The 22,761-nt window shown below is 65.1% G+C and carries 27 protein-coding genes and 1 other RNA gene; 11 read left to right on the top strand and 17 right to left on the bottom strand.

Translation table 11 applies throughout. The features are described from left to right. The first annotated feature begins 56 nt into the window (after positions 1 to 56). Positions 57 to 887 (top strand): hypothetical protein, encoded by an 831-nt coding sequence (locus tag HOY44_RS14465; RefSeq protein ID WP_287435563.1) that lies wholly within the window; start codon positions 57 to 59, stop codon positions 885 to 887. 106 nt (positions 888 to 993) lie between these two features. Next, positions 994 to 2,529 (top strand): Ppx/GppA family phosphatase, encoded by a 1,536-nt coding sequence (locus tag HOY44_RS14460; protein ID WP_008330501.1) that lies wholly within the window; start codon positions 994 to 996, stop codon positions 2,527 to 2,529. Positions 2,530 to 2,535: 6 nt separating this feature from the next. Here HOY44_RS14460 and HOY44_RS14455 read toward each other — a convergent pair whose 3' ends face one another. From HOY44_RS14455 to HOY44_RS14425, 7 genes are all read right to left on the bottom strand, one after another. Next, a complete protein-coding gene (locus HOY44_RS14455; RefSeq protein WP_008330502.1) occupies positions 2,536 to 2,835 on the bottom strand; it encodes a hypothetical protein in 300 nt (99 codons plus the stop codon). 39 nt (positions 2,836 to 2,874) lie between these two features. Continuing rightward, entirely contained in the window at positions 2,875 to 3,906 is a 1,032-nt protein-coding gene (locus HOY44_RS14450) for an endonuclease/exonuclease/phosphatase family protein (RefSeq protein ID WP_287435561.1), read from the bottom strand. Continuing rightward, entirely contained in the window at positions 3,906 to 4,586 is a 681-nt protein-coding gene (locus tag HOY44_RS14445; RefSeq protein ID WP_287435559.1) for a TerB family tellurite resistance protein, read from the bottom strand. Before HOY44_RS14445 ends, HOY44_RS14450 begins: the two co-directional genes overlap by 1 nt. Positions 4,587 to 4,629: 43 nt before the next feature. Continuing rightward, the gene (locus tag HOY44_RS14440; protein ID WP_287435557.1) at positions 4,630 to 5,247 is read right to left on the bottom strand and encodes a VOC family protein; all 618 of its coding nucleotides are present in this window, start codon (positions 5,245 to 5,247) and stop codon (positions 4,630 to 4,632) included. Between the two features lie 78 nt (positions 5,248 to 5,325). After that, complete coding sequence (locus HOY44_RS14435) at positions 5,326 to 6,660, bottom strand: 8-oxoguanine deaminase (protein ID WP_287435555.1); 1,335 nt, start codon at positions 6,658 to 6,660, stop codon at positions 5,326 to 5,328. Beyond that, entirely contained in the window at positions 6,660 to 7,460 is an 801-nt protein-coding gene (gene hisN / locus HOY44_RS14430; protein ID WP_138423572.1) for a histidinol-phosphatase, read from the bottom strand. Before hisN ends, HOY44_RS14435 begins: the two co-directional genes overlap by 1 nt. A gap of 63 nt (positions 7,461 to 7,523) precedes the next feature. Then, positions 7,524 to 7,892 (bottom strand): helix-turn-helix domain-containing protein, encoded by a 369-nt coding sequence (locus tag HOY44_RS14425; protein WP_040884619.1) that lies wholly within the window; start codon positions 7,890 to 7,892, stop codon positions 7,524 to 7,526. 384 nt (positions 7,893 to 8,276) lie between these two features. Here HOY44_RS14425 and HOY44_RS14420 point away from each other — a divergent pair, with 384 nt between their 5' ends. Continuing rightward, positions 8,277 to 9,245 (top strand): NADPH:quinone oxidoreductase family protein, encoded by a 969-nt coding sequence (locus HOY44_RS14420; protein ID WP_040884621.1) that lies wholly within the window; start codon positions 8,277 to 8,279, stop codon positions 9,243 to 9,245. Here HOY44_RS14420 and HOY44_RS14415 read toward each other — a convergent pair. After that, the gene (locus HOY44_RS14415; RefSeq protein ID WP_287435551.1) at positions 9,182 to 10,099 is read right to left on the bottom strand and encodes a LysR family transcriptional regulator; all 918 of its coding nucleotides are present in this window, start codon (positions 10,097 to 10,099) and stop codon (positions 9,182 to 9,184) included. The genes HOY44_RS14420 and HOY44_RS14415 overlap by 64 nt on opposite strands. A 122-nt stretch (positions 10,100 to 10,221) precedes the next feature. Here HOY44_RS14415 and HOY44_RS14410 point away from each other — a divergent pair, with 122 nt between their 5' ends. From HOY44_RS14410 to HOY44_RS14400, 3 genes are all read left to right on the top strand, one after another. Next, positions 10,222 to 10,434, top strand: coding sequence for a DUF1127 domain-containing protein (locus tag HOY44_RS14410; RefSeq protein WP_040884623.1), 213 nt, complete (start codon positions 10,222 to 10,224; stop codon positions 10,432 to 10,434). 134 nt (positions 10,435 to 10,568) lie between these two features. Continuing rightward, complete coding sequence (locus HOY44_RS14405) at positions 10,569 to 11,306, top strand: Bax inhibitor-1/YccA family protein (RefSeq protein WP_138423574.1); 738 nt, start codon at positions 10,569 to 10,571, stop codon at positions 11,304 to 11,306. Positions 11,307 to 11,465: 159 nt separating this feature from the next. Further along, complete coding sequence (locus HOY44_RS14400) at positions 11,466 to 11,588, top strand: hypothetical protein (protein WP_008330532.1); 123 nt, start codon at positions 11,466 to 11,468, stop codon at positions 11,586 to 11,588. A gap of 55 nt (positions 11,589 to 11,643) precedes the next feature. Here the strand turns inward: HOY44_RS14400 and HOY44_RS14395 are convergent, their stop codons facing one another. The 8 genes from HOY44_RS14395 to HOY44_RS14360 all read right to left on the bottom strand — a co-directional run bounded on the left by HOY44_RS14395 (position 11,644) and on the right by HOY44_RS14360 (position 17,235). Further along, positions 11,644 to 12,195, bottom strand: a complete 552-nt coding sequence (locus HOY44_RS14395; RefSeq protein WP_008330534.1) for a GNAT family N-acetyltransferase — start codon at positions 12,193 to 12,195, stop codon at positions 11,644 to 11,646. A gap of 119 nt (positions 12,196 to 12,314) precedes the next feature. Further along, positions 12,315 to 12,482: a 50S ribosomal protein L33 gene (gene rpmG / locus HOY44_RS14390; RefSeq protein ID WP_008330537.1), complete on the bottom strand. Its 168-nt coding sequence runs from the start codon at positions 12,480 to 12,482 to the stop codon at positions 12,315 to 12,317. 386 nt (positions 12,483 to 12,868) lie between these two features. Further along, positions 12,869 to 13,272: RNase P RNA component class A (gene rnpB, locus HOY44_RS14385), an RNA gene on the bottom strand. 11 nt (positions 13,273 to 13,283) lie between these two features. Next, positions 13,284 to 13,889, bottom strand: coding sequence for an N-acetylmuramoyl-L-alanine amidase (locus tag HOY44_RS14380; protein WP_502710699.1), 606 nt, complete (start codon positions 13,887 to 13,889; stop codon positions 13,284 to 13,286). Between the two features lie 82 nt (positions 13,890 to 13,971). Then, positions 13,972 to 14,742, bottom strand: a complete 771-nt coding sequence (locus HOY44_RS14375) for a hypothetical protein (protein ID WP_287435546.1) — start codon at positions 14,740 to 14,742, stop codon at positions 13,972 to 13,974. Positions 14,743 to 14,775: 33 nt separating this feature from the next. Then, on the bottom strand, positions 14,776 to 16,260 hold the full coding sequence (gatA, locus tag HOY44_RS14370) for an Asp-tRNA(Asn)/Glu-tRNA(Gln) amidotransferase subunit GatA (protein WP_287435544.1): 1,485 nt from the start codon (positions 16,258 to 16,260) through the stop codon (positions 14,776 to 14,778). Beyond that, the gene (gene gatC / locus HOY44_RS14365; protein ID WP_287435542.1) at positions 16,260 to 16,547 is read right to left on the bottom strand and encodes an Asp-tRNA(Asn)/Glu-tRNA(Gln) amidotransferase subunit GatC; all 288 of its coding nucleotides are present in this window, start codon (positions 16,545 to 16,547) and stop codon (positions 16,260 to 16,262) included. Before gatC ends, gatA begins: the two co-directional genes overlap by 1 nt. Positions 16,548 to 16,575: 28 nt before the next feature. Continuing rightward, entirely contained in the window at positions 16,576 to 17,235 is a 660-nt protein-coding gene (locus HOY44_RS14360; RefSeq protein WP_287435540.1) for a ceramidase domain-containing protein, read from the bottom strand. 46 nt (positions 17,236 to 17,281) lie between these two features. Here HOY44_RS14360 and HOY44_RS14355 point away from each other — a divergent pair, with 46 nt between their 5' ends. Continuing rightward, on the top strand, positions 17,282 to 17,974 hold the full coding sequence (locus tag HOY44_RS14355; RefSeq protein WP_287435538.1) for a metal-dependent hydrolase: 693 nt from the start codon (positions 17,282 to 17,284) through the stop codon (positions 17,972 to 17,974). A 90-nt stretch (positions 17,975 to 18,064) separates the two neighbouring features. Here HOY44_RS14355 and HOY44_RS14350 read toward each other — a convergent pair whose 3' ends face one another. Beyond that, on the bottom strand, positions 18,065 to 18,517 hold the full coding sequence (locus HOY44_RS14350) for a nucleoside deaminase (RefSeq protein ID WP_287435536.1): 453 nt from the start codon (positions 18,515 to 18,517) through the stop codon (positions 18,065 to 18,067). Between the two features lie 62 nt (positions 18,518 to 18,579). Between HOY44_RS14350 and HOY44_RS14345 the strand changes: the two genes are divergently transcribed. The 4 genes from HOY44_RS14345 (at position 18,580) to HOY44_RS14330 (ending at position 22,750) form a co-directional block, all read left to right on the top strand. After that, positions 18,580 to 19,380: a pseudouridine synthase gene (locus HOY44_RS14345; protein WP_287437238.1), complete on the top strand. Its 801-nt coding sequence runs from the start codon at positions 18,580 to 18,582 to the stop codon at positions 19,378 to 19,380. A gap of 341 nt (positions 19,381 to 19,721) precedes the next feature. Beyond that, positions 19,722 to 20,603: a 5-bromo-4-chloroindolyl phosphate hydrolysis family protein gene (locus HOY44_RS14340; protein ID WP_287435534.1), complete on the top strand. Its 882-nt coding sequence runs from the start codon at positions 19,722 to 19,724 to the stop codon at positions 20,601 to 20,603. Positions 20,604 to 20,618: 15 nt separating this feature from the next. Next, the gene (locus tag HOY44_RS14335) at positions 20,619 to 21,809 is read left to right on the top strand and encodes a toxic anion resistance protein (protein ID WP_008330560.1); all 1,191 of its coding nucleotides are present in this window, start codon (positions 20,619 to 20,621) and stop codon (positions 21,807 to 21,809) included. After that, positions 21,806 to 22,750, top strand: a complete 945-nt coding sequence (locus HOY44_RS14330) for a DUF2927 domain-containing protein (protein ID WP_008330562.1) — start codon at positions 21,806 to 21,808, stop codon at positions 22,748 to 22,750. The genes HOY44_RS14335 and HOY44_RS14330 overlap by 4 nt, the downstream gene beginning before the upstream one ends. The last annotated feature ends 11 nt before the right edge of the window (positions 22,751 to 22,761 follow it).

Below are 22,761 nucleotides of genomic sequence, written 5' to 3'. Positions count from 1 at the left end.
CAAGACCCTTTTCTATGGTGGGCGCCGGCCCCGTGCGGCACGATTTGGAGCGCCAGATGTTTCTTCACGAGGATTTCCTTTACGTCGATCTGAACAAGACAGGCACGGTGGCCGTGGAAAAGGCGCTTGGGACGCTCGGGTTCAAGCCGCAGAAATACAAGCACCACGGTAAGCCGACCAAGGCCGATGTGCAGTCACGCAAGGTTTTCGCGACGATCCGCGATCCGTGGTCGTTCTATCTTTCGCTCTGGGCTTATGGCGTGACGCACGCCACCTTGTCGGGGCCCTACACGCGGTTGACCAAATTCAATCCGCTCGGCGGGCGGGGCGGGTCGATCAACCGGAGCGCCGCCGCCCTGTCGATCCCGACCTACCTTGCGCAAAGCCTGTCCTACGACTGGAAGACCGCGCACGAACGGCTGTATGGCGCGATGGAGGTCGAGAGGTTCCGAAACTGGCTTCCGATCATTCTGGACCCGAAACGGGCGACCTTCATCTCGGGCGTGTTCAGCCAAAGCGGGATGGTCCGCCATTCCGGCCTGCTGACCTATCGCTACTGCAAACTTCTGTGTTTCGATTCCGCCACCCTGCACTCGCGCAAGCTCACCACGCTGGACGCGCTCAAGGCCTGGGAAGAAGAACAGTGCTACGTCGATCATTTCGTGCAGACCGCCAACCTGATGCCCGATCTGGTCGATACGCTGGCGCGGATCGGTGCGATCGGGGACGCCGAGGCCGCGCTGACGCAGGTCGGCGCGACCCGGAGCAATTCGACGCTGTCGAGCGAAAGCAAGCTTGCCACCTATTACACCCCGGAGCTTGTGGCCGCGGTGGCCGAGCGCGAGCGTTTCCTCATCGACAAGTTCCACTATCCCGCTCCAATGTGACCGGGCGACCGGAACCCCGTTGGACCCGGGTCGTTCAGGTCTGAGAGGGGTTGCGGCGAGCGGACCCCTGAGGCCATAACCGGACAGAGCCACACGGGAGCGTGAGATGGACGGCAGCGAAGAACGGAACTGGGGCCCCTTCGGACGCCCGCTGTTCGAGGATGCAGCCGCCCGCAGTCTGAGCCGTGTGGGCGTGGTCGACATCGGGTCGAACTCGGTCCGGCTGGTGGTGTTCGACGGGGCCGCGCGTTCGCCTGCCTATTTCTACAACGAAAAGATCATGTGCGGGCTTGGGGCCGGCATCAACCAGACCGGGCGGCTGAACCCCGAAGGCCGGGTGCGCGCGCTGAAGGCGATCCTCAGGTTTCAGTTGCTGGCCAAGGGCATGAACCTGCCGCCGTTGACCGCCGTGGCCACCGCCGCCGTGCGCGACGCCGAGGACGGGCCGGACTTTCGCGAGGAACTGCTGCGCGAAACCGGGCTGCACATCCACGTCATCGACGGGCGCGAAGAGGCGCGGTTGTCGGCGCAGGGCGTTCTGCTCGGCTGGCCGGATGCGAACGGGCTGATGTGCGACATCGGCGGGTCGTCGATGGAGCTTGCCGTGATCGAAAACGGCGAGGTCGGGCGGCGGGTGTCGTCGGGCCTTGGTCCGCTCAAGCTCGAGGGCATGAAGGGCGGCAAGAAGGCCATGCGCCAGCACATCAACGACGTGCTGGCCGAACTCGCCGAAGAGATCGGGACGGGCCACAAACGGCTCTACCTCGTCGGCGGCTCGTGGCGGGCGATTGCGCGGCTCGATATGTATCGGCGCGACTATCCGCTGACGGTCCTGCACGAATACCGCATGGCGCCCAAGACGCTGGCCACCACGCTCAAATGGATCGGCAAGGTCGATCTGGACGAGGTGCGCAGTCACACCGGCACGTCATCGACCCGTATGGCGCTGGTGCCGACGGCGTCGGAGGTGCTCAAACGGCTGGTGACGACCTTCCGCCCCAAGGAAATCGCGGTGTCGTCCTATGGCATTCGCGAGGGGCTGCTTTACGAACAGATGCCCGACCGGCTGCGCCAGCGCGACCCGCTGATCGAAGCCTGCCGGTTTTCCGAAAAAAAAGACGCGCGGATGCCGGGATTCGGCAAATCGCTGTATGCCTTCATCCGACCGCTGGTCGCGCATGAGCCGGACGCGCGGCGGCGGCTGGTCAAGGCAGCCTGCCTGCTTCACGACGTGACATGGCGCGCGCACCCGGATTACCGGCACGAGGTGTGCTTCGACAACGTGACCCGCGCCAACCTTGGCGGGTTGACCCATCAGGAACGCGTGTTCCTAGGCCTGGCACTCTTGCACCGTTACAAGAACAGCCGCGAGGATTGCCGGTTCGAAGAGACGTTTTCGATCCTCACCGAGCGCGACATTCAACGCGCCGAAACCATCGGCAAGGCCATGCGGTTCGGCGCGATGTTCGCGGTGAACGAGCCGCACAAGGTGGCCTCGCTCAACCTGCGCCCGAAGCGCAAGGAGTTGCACCTGACGATCAAGTCCGAGGCGGCCGGGTTGTTCGGAGAGGTCGCGGAAGCGCGGTTCCAGAGCCTCGCGCTGTCGCTTGGCGCGAACCCGTTCGTCACGATCAAGGATTGAGGCGGATCAGAGCGGCGTGCCTTCGGGTTCTTCTGGCTCGGGCGTCTTGCGGCGGATGATGATATCACCGTTGGGTAGCTTTTCGGGCGCTTCGTAGTTGCGCAGATCCCCAAGCTCTTCCATGAACTCGCGCCACTCTTCGGCCAGCGGCTCCATCTCTTTCGACAGGCCGTCGAGCAGGAGCTTGAAGGCCTCCGACATCATCTCGGCCCCTTCACGAAGCTCGCGGTTTTCCGTGTCGTCCTGAGCGGCGACCGGGGCGGCCGCGACAAGCGCGGCGAGGACGAGGGGTGTGATCCGTTTCATGCCCAAGGATATGGGCGCGGCACGCCCGCCTGCCAAGGGTCACAGGTCGATGTCGATCGAAACCGGGAAGTGGTCGGAGGCGGTCAGAAGGGCTTCGCGCAATTCGATCGTGCGGTAGCACACCGGATCGTCGAACGGGTGCCAGATGCGCCAGTCGGGCTTCGAGGCCAGCAGATCGGGCGACACCATGATATAGTCGAGCAACGCCTGAAGATAGCGTTTTTCCGAGTGAATCCAGAACCTTGCCGTGACAGGCATCGCGCCCACACGGCGCGACACGGCAAGGCGCGCGTGGGGGTCGTAAAGCTCGGTCTGCCCGGCTTCACCCAACACGATCTCGATCCCCGAACGGCCGAAGAGCTTTTCGTATTCGTCCAGGCCCGGACCGTCGTTGAAATCGCCCATCACGATCAGGCTGTCGCCCGCGTCGAGGTGGTCGTTCACCCGCTGGCGCAGCCAGATGCACTGGGCCATCTGCTTGCGCCGGTTCTCGATGGCCAGTCGCATGACCTCGTCCGGGTCTGACGCGCCATGCGGGGCCTTGGATTTGGCATGGACGCCGATCAGGCGCAGCACGCGCCCGTTTTCCCGGTTCGTCAGTGCGACTTCGAGCGGCGGCTTGGACCAGCGGATCAGGTCCGGGGTCGCGTCGATGTCGAGGTCGAAACGAAACACGCCGTCGAACCGGGGGGCATCGCGCGTGCCCTTCTTGCCGGTCTCGTCGCCCTGAGGATCATGGCGGGCCTCGAACACGTCGGGATTGTAGAGCAGCGCGATTTCCTGCTGCGTGGCGTTGCGGAAGCCCAACAGCGCCTTGCGCGCCCGCAGGCCATAGGCATGGGCGAAGGTTTCCAGCGCGCGCACGGTCGAGCGGGTGCGGTTGTCGTCCGGGGCCTCGATAATCATCACCGCATCCGCATCCATCGCGGTGAAGACGATGCCGAGTGCGGTCAGCTGATCGGCCCGCGTCACATCATGGCGCCCAGACCAGCCGCCATCCTCCAACATCCCGCCCGCATCGTCGAACAACCCGTCGAACCATTCGACGTTATAGGTCGCGATGCGGACCATCAGGCCCGGCCCGCGTTGATTTCTTCCCAGGCGCGGTTGACCGCGATCAATTGCTTTTCCGCCAGCTTCAGCGCCTCTTCCGGCACGCCGCGCGCGATCAGCTGGTCGGGGTGCGAGGCCCGGACCTCGGCGCGCCATGCCTTGCGGATTTCGGACAAGGGCGTGTCCGGGGTGACGCCCAGAACCTCATACGGATCGGGGGCGGCGTCGGGCACGAAGCGGGCGCGCAGGGATTTGAACCGGCGCTCATCGATGCCGAAGATGCCCGCCACCTGTTCGAGAAACGCGTCTTCGTTCGGGTGATACTGACCGTCGGCCATGGCGATGTGGAACAGCCCCTCCATCAGGTCGCACAGCGCCGGATCGGCACGCCCGAACATGCCCGCGATCCGTTCGGCGTATTGTTCGAACCCCGCCACGTCCTGCCGGGCGAGGTTGAACACGCGCGCCGCGTTCGTCTCTTCCTCCGGCGGGATCGTGAACACCTCGCGAAAGGCCGATACTTCGTTCCGGGTCACGTGGCCGTCGGCCTTGGCCATCTTGGCCCCGAGCGCGATGACGGCAATGGCGAAGCCGGCCGAGCGTTCCGGTGGGGTGCGCAGGCGCGAAAACACCTCCGACAGGCTTTCGCCGGAGGTGAGGGCCGAGAGCGCGTCGGTGATGCGGGTCCAAAGCGACATGGGGGCAGTTAATCAGAGATAACACCGGCAAGACAGGCGAAACTCAGGTCAGAACGACCTCGTTTTCACCTGTGCGGATACGGGCCGCCATGCCCACCGGACCTTCGACCACCTCGACGCGGGTATCGTCCAGAAACGGCGCGAGGGCGGCGCGCAAGGCCCCGGCGTCGGGATGGGACAGGGTGAGCGCGACAAGGCGCGCGCCACCGTCGGGAATGGCCGGGGCGGGATGCGGGCTGTCCCACTGGATCAGGCTGGGAAACATCCCGTCGAAGGGGAGTTTTCCGTCCGCCGGGATCGCCATGCGCCAGGAATAGGGGCCACGCGCAAGCGCGGTCCCTTCGCCCGTGCCCTTGGGCGCCATGGCCAGACCTTCGGCCAGATTGTCGACCCGCATGACCCAGTTGGTCAGACGCGGAGGCCCGGTGCGGTTGTCGAGGTCGAAGAACCTAGGCCGACCGGGCGAGGTCGCGTCGGGGTTCGCGGCGATCACCTCGAGATAGTCGGCGGGGCCGAGCGAGAGCAGGCGGTTGTGCGTGCCCATCGAGGCATGGTCGCCGCCGCCGTCCATGGGCTGACCCAGCGTCCGCTCCACATGGTCCACACCGCTGGCCAACGTGGTCGTCGTGACCACGAGGTGATCCAAAGTCGCGTAGCTCATCCCGTTCCCCTTGCGCGCGCACTATGGCACGATGGCAAGGGAAACCAAAATGTTATCTGCGGAAACTAACTTTACCGGCTACCGCGCCAACGCGGTGGCGAGCCGGTTCTGCATCTCGATCACGCGGGGCAGATCGATGGTCGTTACATACCCGTCGCGCACCACCTGACGCCCCTCGACGAACAGGTGTTTCACCCGTGTCGGCCCGGCGAGGAGGAGCGCCGCCGAATCCCAGCTTCCGGCGGATTCCACGCCCGAAAGGTCCCAGACCGCGATGTCGGCGCGCTTGCCGACCGCGATCTGCCCGCAGTCGTCCCGTCCCAGCACCTCAGCCCCGCCCCGTGTCGCGATCCAGAGGGCTTCGCGTGCCGACATCTTGTCGGCCCCTTGCGCGACCCGTTGCAGGAGCATCGCCTGCCGCGCCTCGGCCACGAGGTTTCCGGCGTCGTTGGAGGCCGATCCGTCGACCCCCAGACCCACGCGAACGCCCGCGTCGCGCATCGCACGCACCGGCGCGATGCCCGAGCCGAGGCGGCAGTTGGAACAGGGGCAATGGGCGACGCCGGTCCGGCTGCGGGCGAACAGGTCGATCTCGGCCCCGTCCAGTTTGACGCAATGGGCGTGCCAGACGTCGTCCCCGGTCCAGCCCAGATCCTCGGCATACTGGCCCGGACGGCAGCCGAACATCCCTTCGGAATAAGCGATATCCTCGTCGTTTTCGGCCAGATGGGTGTGAAGCATCACGCCCTTGTCGCGGGCAAGGAGGGCCGCGTCGCGCATCAGCTCCCGGCTCACCGAAAAGGGCGAACAGGGCGCGACACCGACGCGGATCATCGACCCTTCGGAGGCATCGTGATGGGCGTCGATCACGCGGATGCAGTCGTTCAGGATATCCTCTTCGCGCTCGACCACGCTGTCGGGCGGCAACCCGCCCGCGCTTTCCCCGATGGACATGGAGCCGCGCGTGGGGTGGAACCGCATCCCGATCTCACGCGCCGCGTCGATCGTGTCGTCAAGACGCGCGCCGTTCGGGAAGAGGTAGAGGTGATCCGAGGTCAGCGTGCAGCCCGACAGTGCGAGTTCGGCAAGTCCCGTGAGGGCCGAAATCCGCATCTCCTCGGGCCCGAACCGCGCCCAGATCGGGTAAAGCGTCTTGAGCCAGCCGAAGAGCAGCGCGTCCTGCCCGCCCGGCACGGCACGGGTCAGGGTCTGGTAGAGGTGGTGGTGCGTGTTCACGAGACCGGGGGTGACGAGGCAGCCTTTCGCCTCCACCACTTCGCCCATCGGGTCGAGGTCGGGACCGACCGCTGCGATCATCCCGTCGGTGATGCGAATGTCGCAATCGGTCAATTCGGACGGGCCATCGTCCATCGTGAGGACGGTCATGATGTTGCGGATCGTCAAATCCGCCATCAATCGGCGTCCGACAGGATCGCAAGGGCGGCGGCATGGATCGCGGGGTTCGCGGCGGCAAGGGCGCGGCCGCCTTCGTGAGCCGGCCCGCCCTTCCAGTCGGTGACGATCCCGCCTGCGGCACGGACCACGGCGATGGGTGCCTGAATGTCGTAGGCGTTCAGCCCCGCTTCGACCACGAGGTCGATGTGTCCGGCGGCCAATAGCGCATAGGCATAGCAGTCGGCCCCGTAGCGGGTGAGCTTGCAATGGCCGGCGAGCCGGTGGAACCCGGTGCGCTCGGCCTTGTTGCCCACCTCGGGAAACGTGGTGAAGATCGTCGCCTCTTCCAGACCCTCGGTGGCACGGGTGGCAAGCGGGCGGGTGCCCAGCGGTCCGGTCATCTCGCCCAGACCGAAGCCGCCGACGAACCGTTCGCCGATGTAAGGCTGGTCGATGATGCCGAGGTCCGGCCCCCCCGCACCGCCGACGGCGATCAGAACGCCCCATGTCGGAGAGCCGGAAATGAAGGCGCGCGTGCCGTCGATGGGGTCGAGAACCCATGTCAGACCGCTGGTGCCGGGTTGGCGCCCGAATTCTTCGCCATGAATGCCATCGTCGGGTCGCCGGTCCGCCAGCACCGCCCGCATCGCCGTTTCGGCGGCCCGGTCGGCTTCCGTCACCGGGTCGAACCCGTCGTCCAGCTTGTTGTCGGAGACCAGCGCGGTGCTGCGAAACCACGGCAGGATGGCGGCCCGCGCGGCATCCGCCATCGCGTGAGCCGTGGCAATCAGATCGGATTGTTCTTCGGAAAAAGTCACGGCACCCGCACCGAAAGGTTCACCCTTCGGCGGTAGAACGTCACCCCAAGCGCGTCAAGGCTTTCAGGCCGCGTCGGACAGCACGCGTGCCAGTTCGAACAGCCGACGCCGCTGGTTTTCGGGGATCGCGTAATAGCTGCGCACGAGTTCGAGCGCCTCTTTGTCGGCAAGGATGTCGTCGGGCAAGGCGTGTTCGGCCTCCCGCTCGGCCCCGCCTTCCAGACCCTCGAAAAAGAAGCTCACCGGCACCGAAAGCGCGTCCGAGATATCCCAGAGCCGGGACGCGGACACACGGTTCATGCCGGTCTCATACTTCTGGATCTGCTGGAACTTGATCCCGACCTTTTCGGCAAGCTGTTGCTGCGTCATACCGACCATCCAGCGGCGATGACGTATTCTCTTTCCCACATGGACATCCACTGGATGCTTCATCGATGACGTCTCCCAACAAACACGCTCCGCAACCCCATTAGAAAGCTACAGTTTCCATTCAACCACAACCTGTCTTTTTGGCCACGCCGAAGGATGCCTAAAAACTGGTTTTATTCCAGATACTTAAAGAAATTTCAGCTCGTCACGCGCTAACCCTATGGTTAACCCTTTACCCTCAATTTTTCGCCTTATACGTGTATTGCAAATTGCAAACACCGGCTTAAGTCGCTTTTGGAACCCGTCGTCGACCGATTCCCTCTCAAAAACCATCCCCGTTCCGGCCGCCAAAACAGGCCCCGACAACTCGTCATGCGATATCACGCAGCGTCGCCCTCGCCTTGCAAAGCAGCCGCCGTTAGCGTGAGCGACAAACAGGAGGGCGGCATGCGCGCGTATCAAGTTGTATCTTACGACAAAAACCCTGAGTTAGTGGAAACAAATTCGCCAACTCCCGTAAATGGCGAAATCTTGCTTGAGATTTCAGCCTGTGGGTTGAACTTCGGCGACCTGTTGATGGCCAAGGGGCAGTATCAGGAGAAACCCGACCTTCCCTTCACTCTGGGCATGGAGGTGGCCGGCACCATCCGCGAGGTCGGTGAAGGGGTCGAGGGGTTCGAGCCGGGGATGCGCGTGCTTGTCGGCGGCGGGTCCGGTGGGCTCGCGGACTTCGGCACCTTCCCGGCGACCAAGGCGATCCGCATCCCCGATTCGATGTCCTTCACCGATGCGGCGGCGTTTCAGGTGGCCTATGGCACATCACATGTCGGGCTGGACTACCGCGCGCGGTTGCAGCCGGGCGAGAACCTTCTGGTGCTCGGCGCTGCCGGCGGCGTCGGCATGACGGCCATCGAGATCGGCAAGCTCATGGGTGCCAAGGTCATCGCCTGCGCCCGGGGCAAGGAAAAGCTCGAGGTCTGCAAGAGCGCGGGCGCCGACGTGCTGATCGACAGCGAAACCGACGATCTGCGCGAGGCGGTCAAGGCCGCCGGGGGCGCCGATGTGATTTATGACCCGGTCGGGGGCGATCAGTTCCGCGCCGCCATGCGGGCCACGAACCCCGAGGCGCGGATTCTGGTCGTCGGCTTCGCCTCGGGCGACATTCCGCAGATCCCGGCCAATCACCTGTTGGTCAAGAACCTCAACATCATGGGGTATTACTGGGGTGGCTATAACCGCTTCAAACCCGAGGTGCTGACGAACAGCATGGCGACGCTCATCCGCTGGTATGACGAGGGCAAGCTGAAGCCGCACGTCGGGGCCACCCTGCCGCTCGAACAGGCGGGGGACGCCTATGAGCTCATGCGTTCGCGCAAGTCCACCGGCAAGGTCGTCGTCACCACGGGTCGCGGCTGAGCCATCGTCGAATAGGCCTGCCGGAGCATGTGCAGAAGCGCCTGATGCGCCTCGCCCCGGCAGCTTTCGGCGACATAGAGATTGACGTTGTTGATCGGCAGGTCGGGCAGCGCGCCGCCGTGTTCGATGGGCTCGAGCGGGTCCATCTGTGTGCCCGCGAGCCGGGCATGAACGGCGAGGTCGGCCACCACGCTCGCGTCGATGGTGCGGCTCATCTCGCTCGTCACCGCCATTTCCCAGGGGATGCCCGCGGCGTCCAGGGCCGACTGCACGCCGGCGCGGAATTTGCACCGCTCTTCGAAGGCGAGGCGCAGGGGGCGCTGTTTCCACGCCCGGCCACCGGGGGCCCCGACCCATGTGAGCGGCAGGTGGCACAGCGTTTCGCCGTTGCCCTCGCCACGCTCCTCGGTCGTCAGGATGACATCGCAGGCCCCGCGCACGAATTCCTGCTTCAGCGCCCGCGTGAAGGACGAGATGAGCGTGACCTTCATCCGGGGAAACTCGGCATGGAAGCGTTGCAGCACCGGCGGCAGGGCGGGCATCACGATGTCATGGGGCACCCCCAGCGTGATCTCGCCCTCGAGCGCGTTGTCGGTGAGCTTGCCCCAGACCTGATCGTTCAGTTCCAGCATCCGGCGGGCGTATGAAAGCAACTGCTCCCCCTCGCCCGTCAGTTCGATGGATCGCCCGGACCGGTCGAACAGCGGCTGGCCGATCGACTCCTCCAACCGCTTGAGCTGCATCGACACGGCGGATTGGCTGAGATGCAGGAGCCCAGCAGCGCGGGTCACGCCGCCCACGTCGGCCACGGTGACGAAGGCGCGCAGGGCGGTCAGGTCGAGGTTTCGGGCCATATCACGATCCTTGATGGATATCGTCAAAATCATTCGCTTCCATAATTCACGAAAGCGGTGCAGATATCAAGCATCGTAATGAAACGACCAGAAAGCATTACATTTCGAGAAGGAAACACGCCATGTCCATCGCCCGCCGCCGTATCGGCTTTGCCCCCCTGCGCAGGGTTTCGATCCTGAATGTCCTCTTCGCCATGCACGCCACGCGCCGCCAGCGCCGGGCGCTGGGCAAGCTCGACTCGCATCTGCTGGACGACATCGGCGTGACGCACAAACAGGCGTGGTCGGAAACAAACCGGCCGTTCTGGGAGCTTCCGTCCCGCCACCACTGGTAACTTCACCGACTTGTCAGCCCGGGGGTCGATTTGACCCCCGGAAATGCTTGAAAACCTTGCCATGCTTGCCAATATTCATCTGGAGTTCGGGTTTACGTCGCCCGACTGGGATTTTGGTTTCATGGAGGCAGCTAATGGCTGAACAAAGAACGGTCCGCGCCGGTGTTGGTGCCCGCGCGGCACAGATCGACGAGGGCCTTCGCGCCCATATGAACAAGATCTACGGGCTGATGTCCGTGGGCCTTCTGGTCACCGCAGGGGTGGCATGGGCGTTCGGCACGGCTGAACCGCTTCAGGCGCTGCTGCGCGACCCGGTGACGCTGTCGCCGAACATCCTCGGCTGGATCGTGATGTTCCTGCCGCTGGTCATGGTCTTCGCCTTCGGCGCCGCGATCAACCGTCTGTCGGCGGCCGGCGCACAGCTGTTCTTCTACGTCTTCGCCGCCGTCATGGGCATGTCGATCTCGTGGATCTTCATGGCCTTCACGGGGGTCTCGATCGCGCAGACATTCCTCATCACGGCAATCGCCTTCGCGGGCCTGTCGCTTTGGGGCTACACCACGAAGAAGGACATCTCCGGCTGGGGGTCGTTCCTTATCATGGGTCTGATCGGCCTGATCCTGGCCTCGATCGTGAACATTTTCTTGGGCTCGCCCGCGATCCACTTCGCGATCTCGGCGATCGGTGTGCTGATCTTCGCGGGTCTCACGGCCTATGACACCCAGAAGCTGAAGAACGACTACATCCAGCACGCCCATGCGATGGACAGCGAATGGCTGGCGAAGTCGGCGATCATGGGGGCGCTGAACCTCTACCTCGACTTCATCAACCTGTTCATGTTCCTGCTCCAGTTCCTCGGCAATCGCGAGTAACCGCAGGCGGAGAACACCCCGAAGGGCCGGTCCAAGCGACCGGCCCTTTTTGCATGGATTGGCATCAATCGACGTGATGACACCCTTTTGGCGACCAATTCCCGCCACATTTACCAACTACGCAACCCTGAGGGGCAACTTGGTAAACGAGGGATTACTATGACCACCATCACTCTTGTCGGCGTCGGCGCATTCTTTTCCGGCGTCGCGCTCATGTATCTTGTCATGAGCCGCACCGCGAACAAACGCCGTCTGGAAGAGATGCAGGGCTCGGAAGCCTGATCTCACCCGGACACGAACGAAAGGCCGCGCGGACCCCGCGCGGCCTTTCGCCGTTCTACAACACCCGACGCATCTGAACCGCCGGAAAGCTGAGACCCGGTCCCAGCGCCAGATCGACCTCGCCCTGGTCGCTGAACCCCATGCGCGCGTAAAAGCCCCGCGCGGTGAGGGTCGACAGGCAGGAAAGCACCCGGACGCCCGCGTCACGGGCGTCTTCGATCACCGTCTCCAGAAGGATGGCCCCGACCCCTGACCCCGCGTGATCGGGATGCACCGCGACATGGCGCACATGGCCCCAGTCGAGCGGCGCGGCCCCGCCCGCCGGTCCGCGCCAGGTCCAGCCCCCTGCCCCGATCAGATCGCCGCCCCCGGTTTCGGCCACCAGATACCCCGGCGCCATCAGCAGGTCCGGCTGCGCCCGGCCGATCTTGGGAACCGCCTGTGCCAGCACCGATGGCCGGTAATCGGGGGCGAGCAGGACGCGGTAGCTTTCGGTCAGAAGCCGCGTTAGCGCGGCCTCGTCGTCCGGCTGCGCCCGGCGCAGCGTGAAGGGGGGAAGCGTCGGGGAATGGCGTTGCCCCGCTTCGGGTTCGCAATGGTGGATCATCCTGTCGGTCCTCTCGTTCGTGTCGTTGGAACGGGGTCCGGGCGGATGTCGTCTGCACAAAGAAAAACCGCGCGTCCCCGGTGGGTCGCGCGGCTTTTTCGTCTTGGCTCAAGAAGGGCTTACTTGATCTTGCCTTCTTTGTACTCGACGTGCTTGCGCGCGACCGGATCGTATTTGCGTACGGTCATCTTCTCGGTCATCGTGCGTGCGTTCTTCTTGGTCACGTAGAAGTGGCCCGTGTCCGCGGTCGAGTTCAGGCGGATCTTGATCGTCGTCGGCTTCGCCATTTTTCCAGCTCCTCATCGGGCGCAGCAAAGCCGCCCGGGTAAATCCTTGAAGCCCGCCTTCTATAGAAACGGGGGCCTGAGTCAACCACCCTTCCACTACTTTTCGCACCCCGCACCCGCGAGTCTTCTGCGGGTCACGGATCGCGCCAGCGACCACGGCCCTGGCCGTGGCTCGTCCTTGACGCGCAGACGACTCGCACCATGCTCGAACAGGCGCTCTGAGGGGGCAGACCTGCCCCTCAGACGCCTCCCCAGCAAAGGCCGCAGGGATCACGCCACGACCGACGCGCGGCAAGGGCGGCCACCGCGGCGTCGCGGCGCAGCCGGGGCGGCGCACATCCTGTGCGGGCGTGAGCCCGCGCCTTTTGATCGCGGAAAACGTGGATATGCGCGGACGGCCTGTAAGCCGGATTCTGTGACGCCGGGTCGCCCCGGTGCCGACGATCATTCCTCTAGGCGATCCGTTACCGAACCGCTCGAGCTGCCAACCCGGACCTCCGGGCCAAGGCGGCCCTGCCCTCGCGGGGCGCGAGGTCCCTATTCGGCATTGCTCCCGGTGGGGCTTGCCGTGCCGGTCCGGTTGCCCGTCCCGCGGTGGGCTCTTACCCCACCGTTTCAGCCTTACCCGGGGTTCATCGCGTCAGCGATTGACCCAGGCGGTTTGTTCTCTGTGGCGCTTTCCCTCGGGTTGCCCCGGCCGGGCGTTACCCGGCACCGTTGCCTTGTGGAGTCCGGACTTTCCTCCCGCAGCGGAGTTGCCCCCGCCACCGGCGACCGTCCGGCCATCCGCGCGAGGGTCATCTAGGCGGCGGGCGCGCCCCGGTCAACGGGGAAGCGGTCGGCCAGATCGCGAATGATGGCCATGTCGCGCCCGTCGAACGGCCCGCGCGCCCAGGGCCGGAAGCGTTGTCGCATTGCGTCGAGCACCGCACCGAAGCCCTCGCCCACCGGATAGCCGAAGGTCCGGGCCGCGCCGAGAAACGCCTCTTCGCGGGGCTGCGCCCCCTCATCGGTCGGGTCCGGCCAGACCGCCTGTCCGTCGCGTGCGAGACGACGCCAGTCGAACCGTCGGCCCGGATCGGATTTGCGCAGGGGCGCGAAATCGGAATGGCCGATCACGCCGTGGAGCGGGATGGACCAGCGGCCCCGGATGTCGGAAATCAACGTGTTGAGCGCCGCCATCTGCGGTTCGGTGAACGGAACGAGGCCGGAATTGTCCAATTCGATGCCGATGGAGCGCGAGTTCACGTCACCGCGCCCGCCCCAGTCGCCTTGGCCCGCGTGCCATGCGCGCCGGTCTTCCTCGACCATCTGCCATAGCGCCCCGTCCTGCGCGATGAGGTAGTGGCACGACACCTCGTGCTCGGGCGCGCAAAGCCGGTCCAACGCGGCCTCGGCGCTGGCCATGGCGGTGTAATGGATGACGATGAGTTCGGGGACCAGCCCGTCGCGGCGATCCCCGAAGTTGGGCGACGGACGCCAGATCGCGTTACTGCGGGGTATCGCCCAGCGTCTCCCGGTCGGTGTATTCGGTCACGACCTCGGGCGCGCCCTGACGGGCGGCGCGGAACGGGGCCGGGTCCCAGTAACAGGCGAAGCCGTCGCCATCGGGGTCGAGCCCTTGCGGATCGCGGTTCGGGCCACCGGCGTTCAGGAACGCCTCCTGCGCCAGATCGCTGTGGGAATACTTGGCGCAATTCCGTTCGAACCGGGCCTGCGCGTTGAAGCTCGACCGGCTGTAAAGCTGCTGGCCGCGTGCATTGTTCGTCGCGAGGGCGAATTTCACGACCGATGCGCCGTTGCCGCCTTCGCGCTGCGGGACTTCGGTGGGCTGGATCACCACGTATTGCGCGCGGTTCTCGGCCAGACGCTCGGCGTCGGACTGGATCGATTCCCGTTCCGAAACGGCCTGAAAGTTGTTCTCGTCCGAGATCACGGCCGTGTTCGCCACGGCCCCGTCTTCGACCGCCGCGCCGGAGGTGACGGGCGGCACCGTGGCGGTGCCCGCATTCACCGTCGCACTGGACGACATCGCGCTGAGGGGCGCGCCGGTGGTCGTCGTCGTCGCCGGGCCGCTCAGGCCCAGAACCTGCGAGGTTTCCGCCGCGATCGCAGCGCCTTCGCTGTCGATCGGCTGGCTCGACACGGTGGCCGCGCCGGGCAGCGTCGCCTCGTTCGCGCTCTGCGCCCCGCTGTCGGGGATCGGTCCGGCGCAGGCGGCCAGTGCCAGAACGGATGTAAGGAGTGCGGCGTTACGCATGTTTTCAGGGTCTCCGGAGGGATTTCCGGCCGTTTACCACCATTTTTCCGGCTTGGAAACAAAACCGGCCGCGCCTTCGAGGGCGTAGGCGACATTCAGCAGGTCACCTTCTTCCCACGGACGCCCGATGAGTTGCAGCCCAAGCGGAAGCCCTTGTTTGTCGAGCCCGGCGGGAACCGAGATGCCCGGCAGTCCGGCAAGGTTCACGGTGACGGTGAACACGTCTTGCAGATACATTTCGACCGGATCGGCCTCGGACATCTCGCCCAGACCGAAGGCCGGGCCGGGGGTCGCGGGGGTCAGGATCGCGTCGACGCCCTGATCGAACGCCTCGTCGAAGTCGCGCTTGATGAGCGCACGCACGCGGCGGGCGCGGTTGTAGTAGGCGTCGTAGAAGCCTGCCGACAGCACGTAGGTGCCGACCATGACGCGGCGCTGCACCTCGTGCCCGAAGCCCTCGGCGCGGGTCTTTTCGTACATATCGACGATGCCTTCGCCCTTGGCGAGCGATGCGCGGTGGCCGTAGCGCACGCCGTCATAGCGGGCGAGGTTCGAGGACGCCTCGGCGGGCGCGATCACGTAATAGGCGGGCAGCGCGTATTTCGTGTGGGGGAGCGAGATGTCGATGATCCGGGCGCCCGCGTCCTTCAGCATCGCGGTGCCGTCGGCCCAGAGCTTTTCGACCTCTTCCGGCATCCCGTCCATCCGGTATTCCTTGGGAATACCGATGACCTTGCCCTTGATGTCGCCCGTCAGCATCGCCTCGAAGTTCGGCACCGGAATGTCCGCCGAGGTCGAATCCTTCGGGTCATGCGAACACATGGCTTCCAGCATGATCGCGGCGTCGCGCACGTCCTTGGTCATCGGCCCGGCCTGATCCAGCGACGAGGCGAAGGCGATGATGCCCCAGCGCGAGCATCGCCCGTAGGTCGGTTTGATGCCGGTGATCCCGGTCAGCGCGGCGGGCTGGCGGATCGAGCCGCCGGTGTCGGTGCCGGTGGCCGCGAGGCAGAGATCGGCGGCGACGGCCGAAGCCGAGCCACCCGACGAGCCGCCGGGCGTGAGCTGGCGGTCGTCCACCTTCCACGGGTTCACGGCATTGCCGTAGACGGAGGTTTCATTGGACGATCCCATCGCGAATTCGTCCATGTTGAGCTTGCCCAGCATGACTGCGCCCGCGTCGATCAGGTTCTGACTGACAGTCGATTCATACTCCGGCTTGAAGCCTTCGAGGATGCCCGACGCCGCCTGACTTTCGACGCCCTGCGTGCAGAACAGGTCCTTGATCCCGATCGGGATACCGCACATCGCGGGGGCCTCTTCGCCGCCTTTCAGGCGCGCATCGGCGGCCTTGGCGCGCTCCAGCGCGATGTCCGGCGTCTTGTGCACGAAGGCATTGAGCGCGCCCGCGGCGTCGATGGCGCCGATGCAGGCCTCGGTCAGTTCCACGCTCGTCACGTCGCCCTTCTTCAGCGCGTCGCGCGCTTCGGCAATGGTCAGCTTGTTCAGATCGGACATCATTCAACCACCTTCGGCACGGCGAAAAAGCCCTCGCGGGCATCGGGGGCGTTTTTCAGGATCTTGTCGGCCTGATCGCCTTCGGTCACCACGTCCTCACGCCGCTTGAGGCGCTGGGGGGTCACCGAGGTCATCGGTTCGATCCCGTCCACGTTCACCTCGTTCAACTGTTCGATGAAGCCCAGGATGGTGTTGAATTCGTCCGCCAGCGCGGGGAGCGCGTCATCCTCGACCCGGATGCGGGCCAGATGCGCGACCTTGCGCGCGGTGTCCTTGTCGATCGACATATCTGCCTCCGTAAACGTCCGTGGCGGTTTAGCCTTGGCGGGCCTTAGCTGCAAGCATGTGCCGGATGTAGAAACTGGCGAACCAGCCGAGAAGGAAAGCGTTCAGCAGGTGCCACAGGAAATGGGTGCCGATGGGAAGCTGGCCGCAGACCCGTTCGTCGAGGCTGCGGAAGGTGATCGAGAGCGCGAGGAGCGCGAAGCCGGTCCAGAAATCCCACGCGAGCTGGCCCGAGGCCATGATCGCGAACAGACCGATCCAGAGGAGCACGGGGATATAGCCGGCCGACGAGCCGAGCCACGGCGCGATGTTGCCGATGGGATAGGCGACAGCCATGAACGGGAAGAACAGAAGCGTGATGATCGCGGCCATCGGCAGCGACTGTCTGAACAGATCCCAGGTGGCCGCGAAGGTGAAGAGCAGGACGAAGATCAGGATCGGCGCCGTGTCCATCGCCCCCGCCCAGCGTGTCGCGAAGGTGTGGAACAGGAACGACCCGATTCCGATGGCGAACAGCACGATCGCCATCGCCTCGGCCAGCGGCAGCCCGCGCCCCTGTGCCTTGCGCCAGATGACGAACCCCGAAGCCAGAAAGGCGATGTTGGTCAGGGCATTGATCGGCTCGGCCCAGAACCCGAACCCCACCCGTTCGCAATAGGCGTCGATCTGCGCGGTCCAGTCCATCGACATCCCCTCCCATCCTGTTACGCTCCCGTCCAAAACAGGAGGTATCCCCATGAAGATCATCTGGCACGGACACGCAAGCTTCCGCATCGAAATCGAGGATCAGGTTCTCTTGATCGACCCGTGGCTCGAAGGCAACCCGATGCTGCCCGAAGACCAGTGGGCTGCCGCGACCGAGGGCGCGACCCATGTGCTCGTCACCCACGGGCATTTCGACCACGCCAATTCGGCGGTCGGCATCTGCGGCGACAAGGGCATCCCCTGCGTCGGCATTTTCGACCTGATGGGGTTCTGGGAGAAAAAGCACGGGCTGGAGGTCATAGGCTTCAACAAGGGCGGCACGGTGAAGCTGGGCAAGGTGGCGGTCACGATGGTGAACGCGACCCATTCCTCGTCCGAGCAGACAGCGGACGGCCCGCGCTACCTCGGCAACGAATCGGGCTACATGATCTCGGGCGAGGGTCACACGATCTATGTCTCGGGCGACACCGACATCATGGCCGACATGGAGTGGATGGGCGACATCCACAAACCGGACATCGGCATCCTGTGTGCGGGCGGTCATTTCACGATGGATATGGCGCGCGCGTCCTACGCGGCGAAGCGGTATTTCGACTTCAAGACCGTGATCCCGTGCCATTACCGCACCTTCCCGCTGCTCGAGCAGTCGGCGGAGGTGATGAAGGGCGAGTTGAAAGGCGTCGAAGTGATCGAGCCCGAGGTGATGCTAGCCATCGAGATCTGAGGTTTCGCGGCGGGCAAGCCCGCCACGACCCGCTGGGGGAGGCCAGCCTCCCCCAGACCCCCTCCGGGATATTTCGGACCGGAAAGGTGTTTAGCGTTTTTTGCCGAAGAAGGTCTTGAGGAGCGTCTCGGCCTCGGAGGCGGCGATCCCGTCGTAGACGTCGGGCACGTGGTGGCACTGCGGGTGGTTGAAGACGCGCGCGCCGTGGGCGGTGCCGCCTGATTTGGGGTCGGAGGCGCCGTAATACAGACGGCGGATGCGCGCGAAAGAGATCACGGCGGCGCACATCGGGCAGGGTTCGAGCGTGACGTAGAGGTCGTGATCCGGGAGGCGCTCAGATCCTGCGGCGGCGCAGGCCGCGCGGATCACCAGCGTTTCGGCATGGGCCGTGGGATCGGACAATTCGCGCGTCCGGTTGCCGGCCTGTGCGACGATGGTGCCGTCCGGGCCGACCAGCACCGCGCCCACGGGCACTTCGCCGCGGTCGGCGGCGGCGCGCGCCTCGTCCAGGGCCGCATCCATGTATGAGCGAAAGCCGGTCATGCCCCTTCTTCGCGCGCCGCGCGCCGCTGGACAAGGGCCGGCCCGCGCCCTATCCGGGGACCATGACCGACAAGACCCCTCCCGGCGACCGGATCGCCAAGGTGCTTTCGCGTGCCGGCGTCGCCTCGCGCCGCGAGGCCGAGCGCATGATCGAGGCCGGGCGCGTGAGTGTGAACGGCAAGGTGATCGACAGCCCGGCGCTGAACGTCACGCCGCGCGACAAGATCACCGTGGACGGCAAGCCGGTCGAGGAACCCGAAGCGCCGCGCCTGTGGCTTTACCACAAGCCAACCGGGCTCGTGACCACCGAGCGCGACGAAAAGGGGCGTGAGACGGTGTTCGACAAGCTGCCGGAGGACATGCCACGGGTGATGAGCGTCGGGCGGCTCGACCTCAATTCCGAAGGGCTTTTGCTCCTCACCAATGATGGCGGCATCAAGCGCAAGCTGGAGCTGCCTTCGACCGGCTGGGTGCGCAAGTACCGCGTGCGGGTGAACGGCAAGCCCGAAGAGGCGGTGCTCGAGAAACTGCGCAAGGGTATCACCGTGGACGGGGAGGCGTTTCAGGGCATGTCCGTAACGCTGGACCGCCAGCAGGGCGCGAACGCCTGGCTCACCATCGGGCTGCGCGAGGGCAAGAACCGCGAGATCCGCCGCGCGATGGAAGCCGTGGGGCTGACCGTGAACCGGCTAATCCGCATCTCCTATGGTCCGTTCCGTCTGGGCGAGCTCAAGGCGGGCGCGGTCGAGGAGGTCAAGGGGCGCGTGTTGCGCGACCAGCTTGGGCTTGAGGCGCCGAAAGACCCGACGGGGACCGCGAAAAAGACACCCGTGCGCCGCCGTAAGCCGACGCGCAAACGCTGATCCCTTCTCTGTTTCCAGAAACCTCGGGGGTGGGGCGCATTTGCCCTGCAAATGCGTCCAAGGGGGCTGGCCCCCTTCACCCGTGCGGTTTCGCCAGCGGCGAAAACGCGCAAAACCTGCGCGGGCGCAAGCCCGCTCCGCTTGGGAGCGTCGCGTATCGGCAAGGTTCCCCGCCTTTTCGGGATTCATCTGGCCCGCAGGCCCCGCAGCCCCTATATCTATCACAAGTCATGGGAATTTCCGGCCGAGGGGGTCGTGGTGTCCGGTTCCGGTTTGCAGAAACTGTCCTACCTGCTGTTGCTCGCGCTCATTCTGTATGTCGCGGTCACGGGGGGTGGCTGATGGCCCAGCGTTACGGCGGGAAATACAGCCCGGACAGGACGGACAAGGCGTCGCCCGCGCCGAAAAACCCGTTCGACGGGCAGACCCGGTCGCGCGCGGGCGGGCGGGTGAACTTCCTTTTTCTGGCCCCCCTGCCCCTTGCGGTGTCGGCCTTCTTTCTCGACCCGGCGGGTCTGGCCCTGCGCCTTGTCGCCTTCGGCCTGCTGATCCTCGCGGCCTGGCTCACGCGCGAAGGGGTGCTGGCGCACGAGGCCTATGACGCGCGCAAGATCGCGCGCCGCCCTGCTGCGCCGCGCAAGATCCTCGGGTCGGTCACCACCGGGCTCGGTCTCGCGCTCGCGGGGTTCATGGGCGGCGGCGTGATCAACGCCGTCATCTTCGGGGTGCTGGGGGCCGCGCTTCACGTGATGGCCTTCGGTCCCGACCCGATGAAGAACAAGGGCATGGAAGGGGTGGACGAGTTCCAGACCGACCGGGTGGCGCGTGCCGTAGGTGAGGCCGAGAAGCTGCTTGCCGCGATGAAGGACGCGATCCTGCGTGCCCGCGACCGCGAGCTCGAGCGCCGGGTCGACAGCTTTCAGGCCACCGCGCGCCATATGTTCCGCACAATCGAGGACGACCCGCGCGATCTGACGGCGGCCCGGAAGTATCTGACGGTCTATCTGATGGGCGCGCGCGACGCGACGGTGAAGTTCGCCGACATCTACAGCCAGTCGCGCAACAGTGCGGCGCGGGCGGATTACGTGCGGCTTCTCGACGATCTGGAGACGAATTTCACGGCGCGGACACAGAAGATGCTTACCGACGATCATGCCGATCTGAACATCGAGATCGACGTGCTGCGTGAACGGCTGGCCCGCGAAGGCGTGGTCAGTTCTTAAAACAGGGACAGGGCGATGGACGACAAGACATTCAAGGAAGCGGGCACCGAAACCAAGGCCGTCGAAGATCTGACGGCGGTGGTCCTGCGGGAACCTTCGACCGAACTGGTGCCGCTCGAGGCGGCCGATGCGGGCCAGAAGGCCGAGATCACCAAGCGGATGGGCGAGCTCGACATGGGCAACACCCAGTCGATCATCGAATTCGGCTCGTCGGCGCAGGCCGAATTGCAGACCATCAGTCAGGAAATGCTGTCGGGCGTGCGCAACAAGGATGTCGGCCCGGCAGGCGACAGCTTGCGCGATATCGTCACGACGATCCGGGGCTTTTCGGTCAGCGAGCTGGACATGCGCCGCAAGCGCACCTTCTGGGAGCGGATCATCGGCAAGGCCGCGCCCGCGGCCAAGTTCGCGGCGCGCTACGAGGACGTTCAGGGACAGATCGACCGGATCACGGACAACCTGCTCAAGCATGAGCATGTGCTGCTGAAGGACATCAAGTCGCTCGACGTGCTGTACGACAAGACGCTCGATTTCTACGACGAACTCGCGCTCTACATCGCGGCGGGCGAGGCCAAGATCAAGGAATTGGACGAGACGACGATTCCCGCCAAGGCGGCCGAGGTCGATGCCGCGCCCGAGGAACAGGGCGTGATGAAGGCGCAGGAATTGCGCGACCTGCGCGCGGCCCGCGACGATCTGGAACGCCGTGTGCATGACCTGAAACTCACCCGTCAGGTCACGATGCAGTCGCTGCCCTCGATCCGGCTGGTGCAGGAGAACGACAAGAGCCTCGTCACGAAGATCAACTCGACGCTGGTCAACACCGTCCCGTTATGGGAGACGCAGCTTGCGCAGGCCGTGACGATCCAGCGGTCGGCCGAAGCGGCGGCCGCGGTGAAAGAGGCCAACGACCTGACGAACGAGCTGCTCACGGCGAATGCCAAGAACCTGCGCGAATCGAACAAGGTCGTGCGGCAGGAGATGGAGCGCGGCGTGTTCGATATCGAGGCGATCAAGACCGCGAACGCCGAACTTATCGCCACGATTCAGGAAAGCCTCCAGATCGCGGACGAAGGCAAGGCGAAACGTGCTGCCGCCGAGGAAGAGTTGAAGAAGATGGAGACCGAGCTGAAAGAAACGCTCGCGTCGGCCAAGGCCCGCGACACCGCGTCGGGGCATAACATGGGCGAGTCCGTACCGAATTGAAACTGAAGTCAGCCATTCTGCCCGCCGCGCTGGTCGCGGCGGGTCTTTTGTCCGGATGCGACATGCCGGGCAGCGGGGCCGTGCGCACGGCCCCGGCCCCGGAGCCGCGCCCCGATGCCTCGAACGTGCCCGAGGCGGATGGGCTGTCGCCCGAACTGGTCTCCTACTATGCGCGGTTGCAGAACGGGCTGCTTTCGCAGGGTCTGCTGCGCACAGATGGCGGCGGGCCGGACGCGCCGTTCACCGCGCGTGACCTGACCCGGAATTTCCTGCGCATCGCGTTCTACGAGGAATATGCGGATCAGGGTGGCACGCTCGTCGCCCGTGAAAGCGCGTCGCGCCTGCATCGCTGGACCAAGCCCGTGCGACTGACGCTGGAATTCGGCCCCTCGGTCAGCCCGGCGAAACGCACGCGCGATTCCAACGAACTCGCCGCCTTCGCCAACCGTCTGGGCCGCATCACCGGCCACCCGATCTCGGTCGGGCGGGGCGGCAATTTCCATGTCTTCATCCTGTCGGAAAGCGAACGCCGCGCGATGGAGCCGACGCTGCGGCGGATCATGCCGAACATTTCGCGCACCGCCCTGAATACGGTTCTGAACCTGCCTGAATCGACCTATTGCCTCGCCTTCGCGACCGATCCCGAACAGGACGGCACCTACGATCAGGCCGTGGCGATCATCCGGGCGGAACACCCCGACCTCTTGCGCGCGTCCTGCATTCAGGAAGAGGTGGCGCAGGGTCTGGGGCTGTCCAACGATTATCCGCTGGCCCGCCCGTCGATCTTCAACGACGACGAGGAATTCGGCCTCCTCACGACTCATGACGAAAAACTTTTGGAAATGCTCTACGATGAACGCCTGCGCCCCGGCATGTCCGAGGGGGAGGCGCGACCGATCGTCGAGCGGATCGCCTCGGACCTGATGGGCGGCAATGTATAGGGAGATGGGAC

The sequence above is a fragment of the Maritimibacter sp. genome (assembly GCF_016774595.1).
GTDB lineage: Bacteria > Pseudomonadota > Alphaproteobacteria > Rhodobacterales > Rhodobacteraceae > Maritimibacter > Maritimibacter alkaliphilus.
This window is presented reverse-complemented; position numbering and strand designations above follow the sequence as displayed.

Bases quoted from the DNA above. Each gene is read 5' to 3' on its own strand.
- HOY44_RS14400 (WP_008330532.1), top strand. From the start codon at position 11,466: ATGACCACCATCACTCTTGTCGGCGTCGGCGCATTCTTTTCCGGCGTC.
- gatA (WP_287435544.1), bottom strand. From the start codon at position 16,260: ATGTCCGATCTGAACAAGCTGACCATTGCCGAAGCGCGCGACGCGCTG.
- HOY44_RS14410 (WP_040884623.1), top strand. From the start codon at position 10,222: ATGTCCATCGCCCGCCGCCGTATCGGCTTTGCCCCCCTGCGCAGGGTT.
- HOY44_RS14415 (WP_287435551.1), bottom strand. From the start codon at position 10,099: ATGGCCCGAAACCTCGACCTGACCGCCCTGCGCGCCTTCGTCACCGTG.
- rpmG (WP_008330537.1), bottom strand. From the start codon at position 12,482: ATGGCGAAGCCGACGACGATCAAGATCCGCCTGAACTCGACCGCGGAC.
- HOY44_RS14445 (WP_287435559.1), bottom strand. From the start codon at position 4,586: ATGTCGCTTTGGACCCGCATCACCGACGCGCTCTCGGCCCTCACCTCC.
- HOY44_RS14335 (WP_008330560.1), top strand. From the start codon at position 20,619: ATGGACGACAAGACATTCAAGGAAGCGGGCACCGAAACCAAGGCCGTC.
- HOY44_RS14350 (WP_287435536.1), bottom strand. From the start codon at position 18,517: ATGACCGGCTTTCGCTCATACATGGATGCGGCCCTGGACGAGGCGCGC.
- HOY44_RS14435 (WP_287435555.1), bottom strand. From the start codon at position 6,660: ATGGCGGATTTGACGATCCGCAACATCATGACCGTCCTCACGATGGAC.
- HOY44_RS14395 (WP_008330534.1), bottom strand. From the start codon at position 12,195: ATGATCCACCATTGCGAACCCGAAGCGGGGCAACGCCATTCCCCGACG.
- HOY44_RS14425 (WP_040884619.1), bottom strand. From the start codon at position 7,892: ATGAAGCATCCAGTGGATGTCCATGTGGGAAAGAGAATACGTCATCGC.
- gatC (WP_287435542.1), bottom strand. From the start codon at position 16,547: ATGTCGATCGACAAGGACACCGCGCGCAAGGTCGCGCATCTGGCCCGC.
- HOY44_RS14405 (WP_138423574.1), top strand. From the start codon at position 10,569: ATGGCTGAACAAAGAACGGTCCGCGCCGGTGTTGGTGCCCGCGCGGCA.
- HOY44_RS14460 (WP_008330501.1), top strand. From the start codon at position 994: ATGGACGGCAGCGAAGAACGGAACTGGGGCCCCTTCGGACGCCCGCTG.
- HOY44_RS14440 (WP_287435557.1), bottom strand. From the start codon at position 5,247: ATGAGCTACGCGACTTTGGATCACCTCGTGGTCACGACGACCACGTTG.
- HOY44_RS14465 (WP_287435563.1), top strand. From the start codon at position 57: ATGTTTCTTCACGAGGATTTCCTTTACGTCGATCTGAACAAGACAGGC.
- HOY44_RS14360 (WP_287435540.1), bottom strand. From the start codon at position 17,235: ATGTCGATGGACTGGACCGCGCAGATCGACGCCTATTGCGAACGGGTG.
- HOY44_RS14420 (WP_040884621.1), top strand. From the start codon at position 8,277: ATGCGCGCGTATCAAGTTGTATCTTACGACAAAAACCCTGAGTTAGTG.
- HOY44_RS14375 (WP_287435546.1), bottom strand. From the start codon at position 14,742: ATGCGTAACGCCGCACTCCTTACATCCGTTCTGGCACTGGCCGCCTGC.
- HOY44_RS14345 (WP_287437238.1), top strand. From the start codon at position 18,580: ATGACCGACAAGACCCCTCCCGGCGACCGGATCGCCAAGGTGCTTTCG.
- HOY44_RS14455 (WP_008330502.1), bottom strand. From the start codon at position 2,835: ATGAAACGGATCACACCCCTCGTCCTCGCCGCGCTTGTCGCGGCCGCC.
- HOY44_RS14380 (WP_502710699.1), bottom strand. From the start codon at position 13,889: ATGGCCAGCGCCGAGGCCGCGTTGGACCGGCTTTGCGCGCCCGAGCAC.
- HOY44_RS14355 (WP_287435538.1), top strand. From the start codon at position 17,282: ATGAAGATCATCTGGCACGGACACGCAAGCTTCCGCATCGAAATCGAG.
- HOY44_RS14450 (WP_287435561.1), bottom strand. From the start codon at position 3,906: ATGGTCCGCATCGCGACCTATAACGTCGAATGGTTCGACGGGTTGTTC.
- HOY44_RS14340 (WP_287435534.1), top strand. From the start codon at position 19,722: ATGGCCCAGCGTTACGGCGGGAAATACAGCCCGGACAGGACGGACAAG.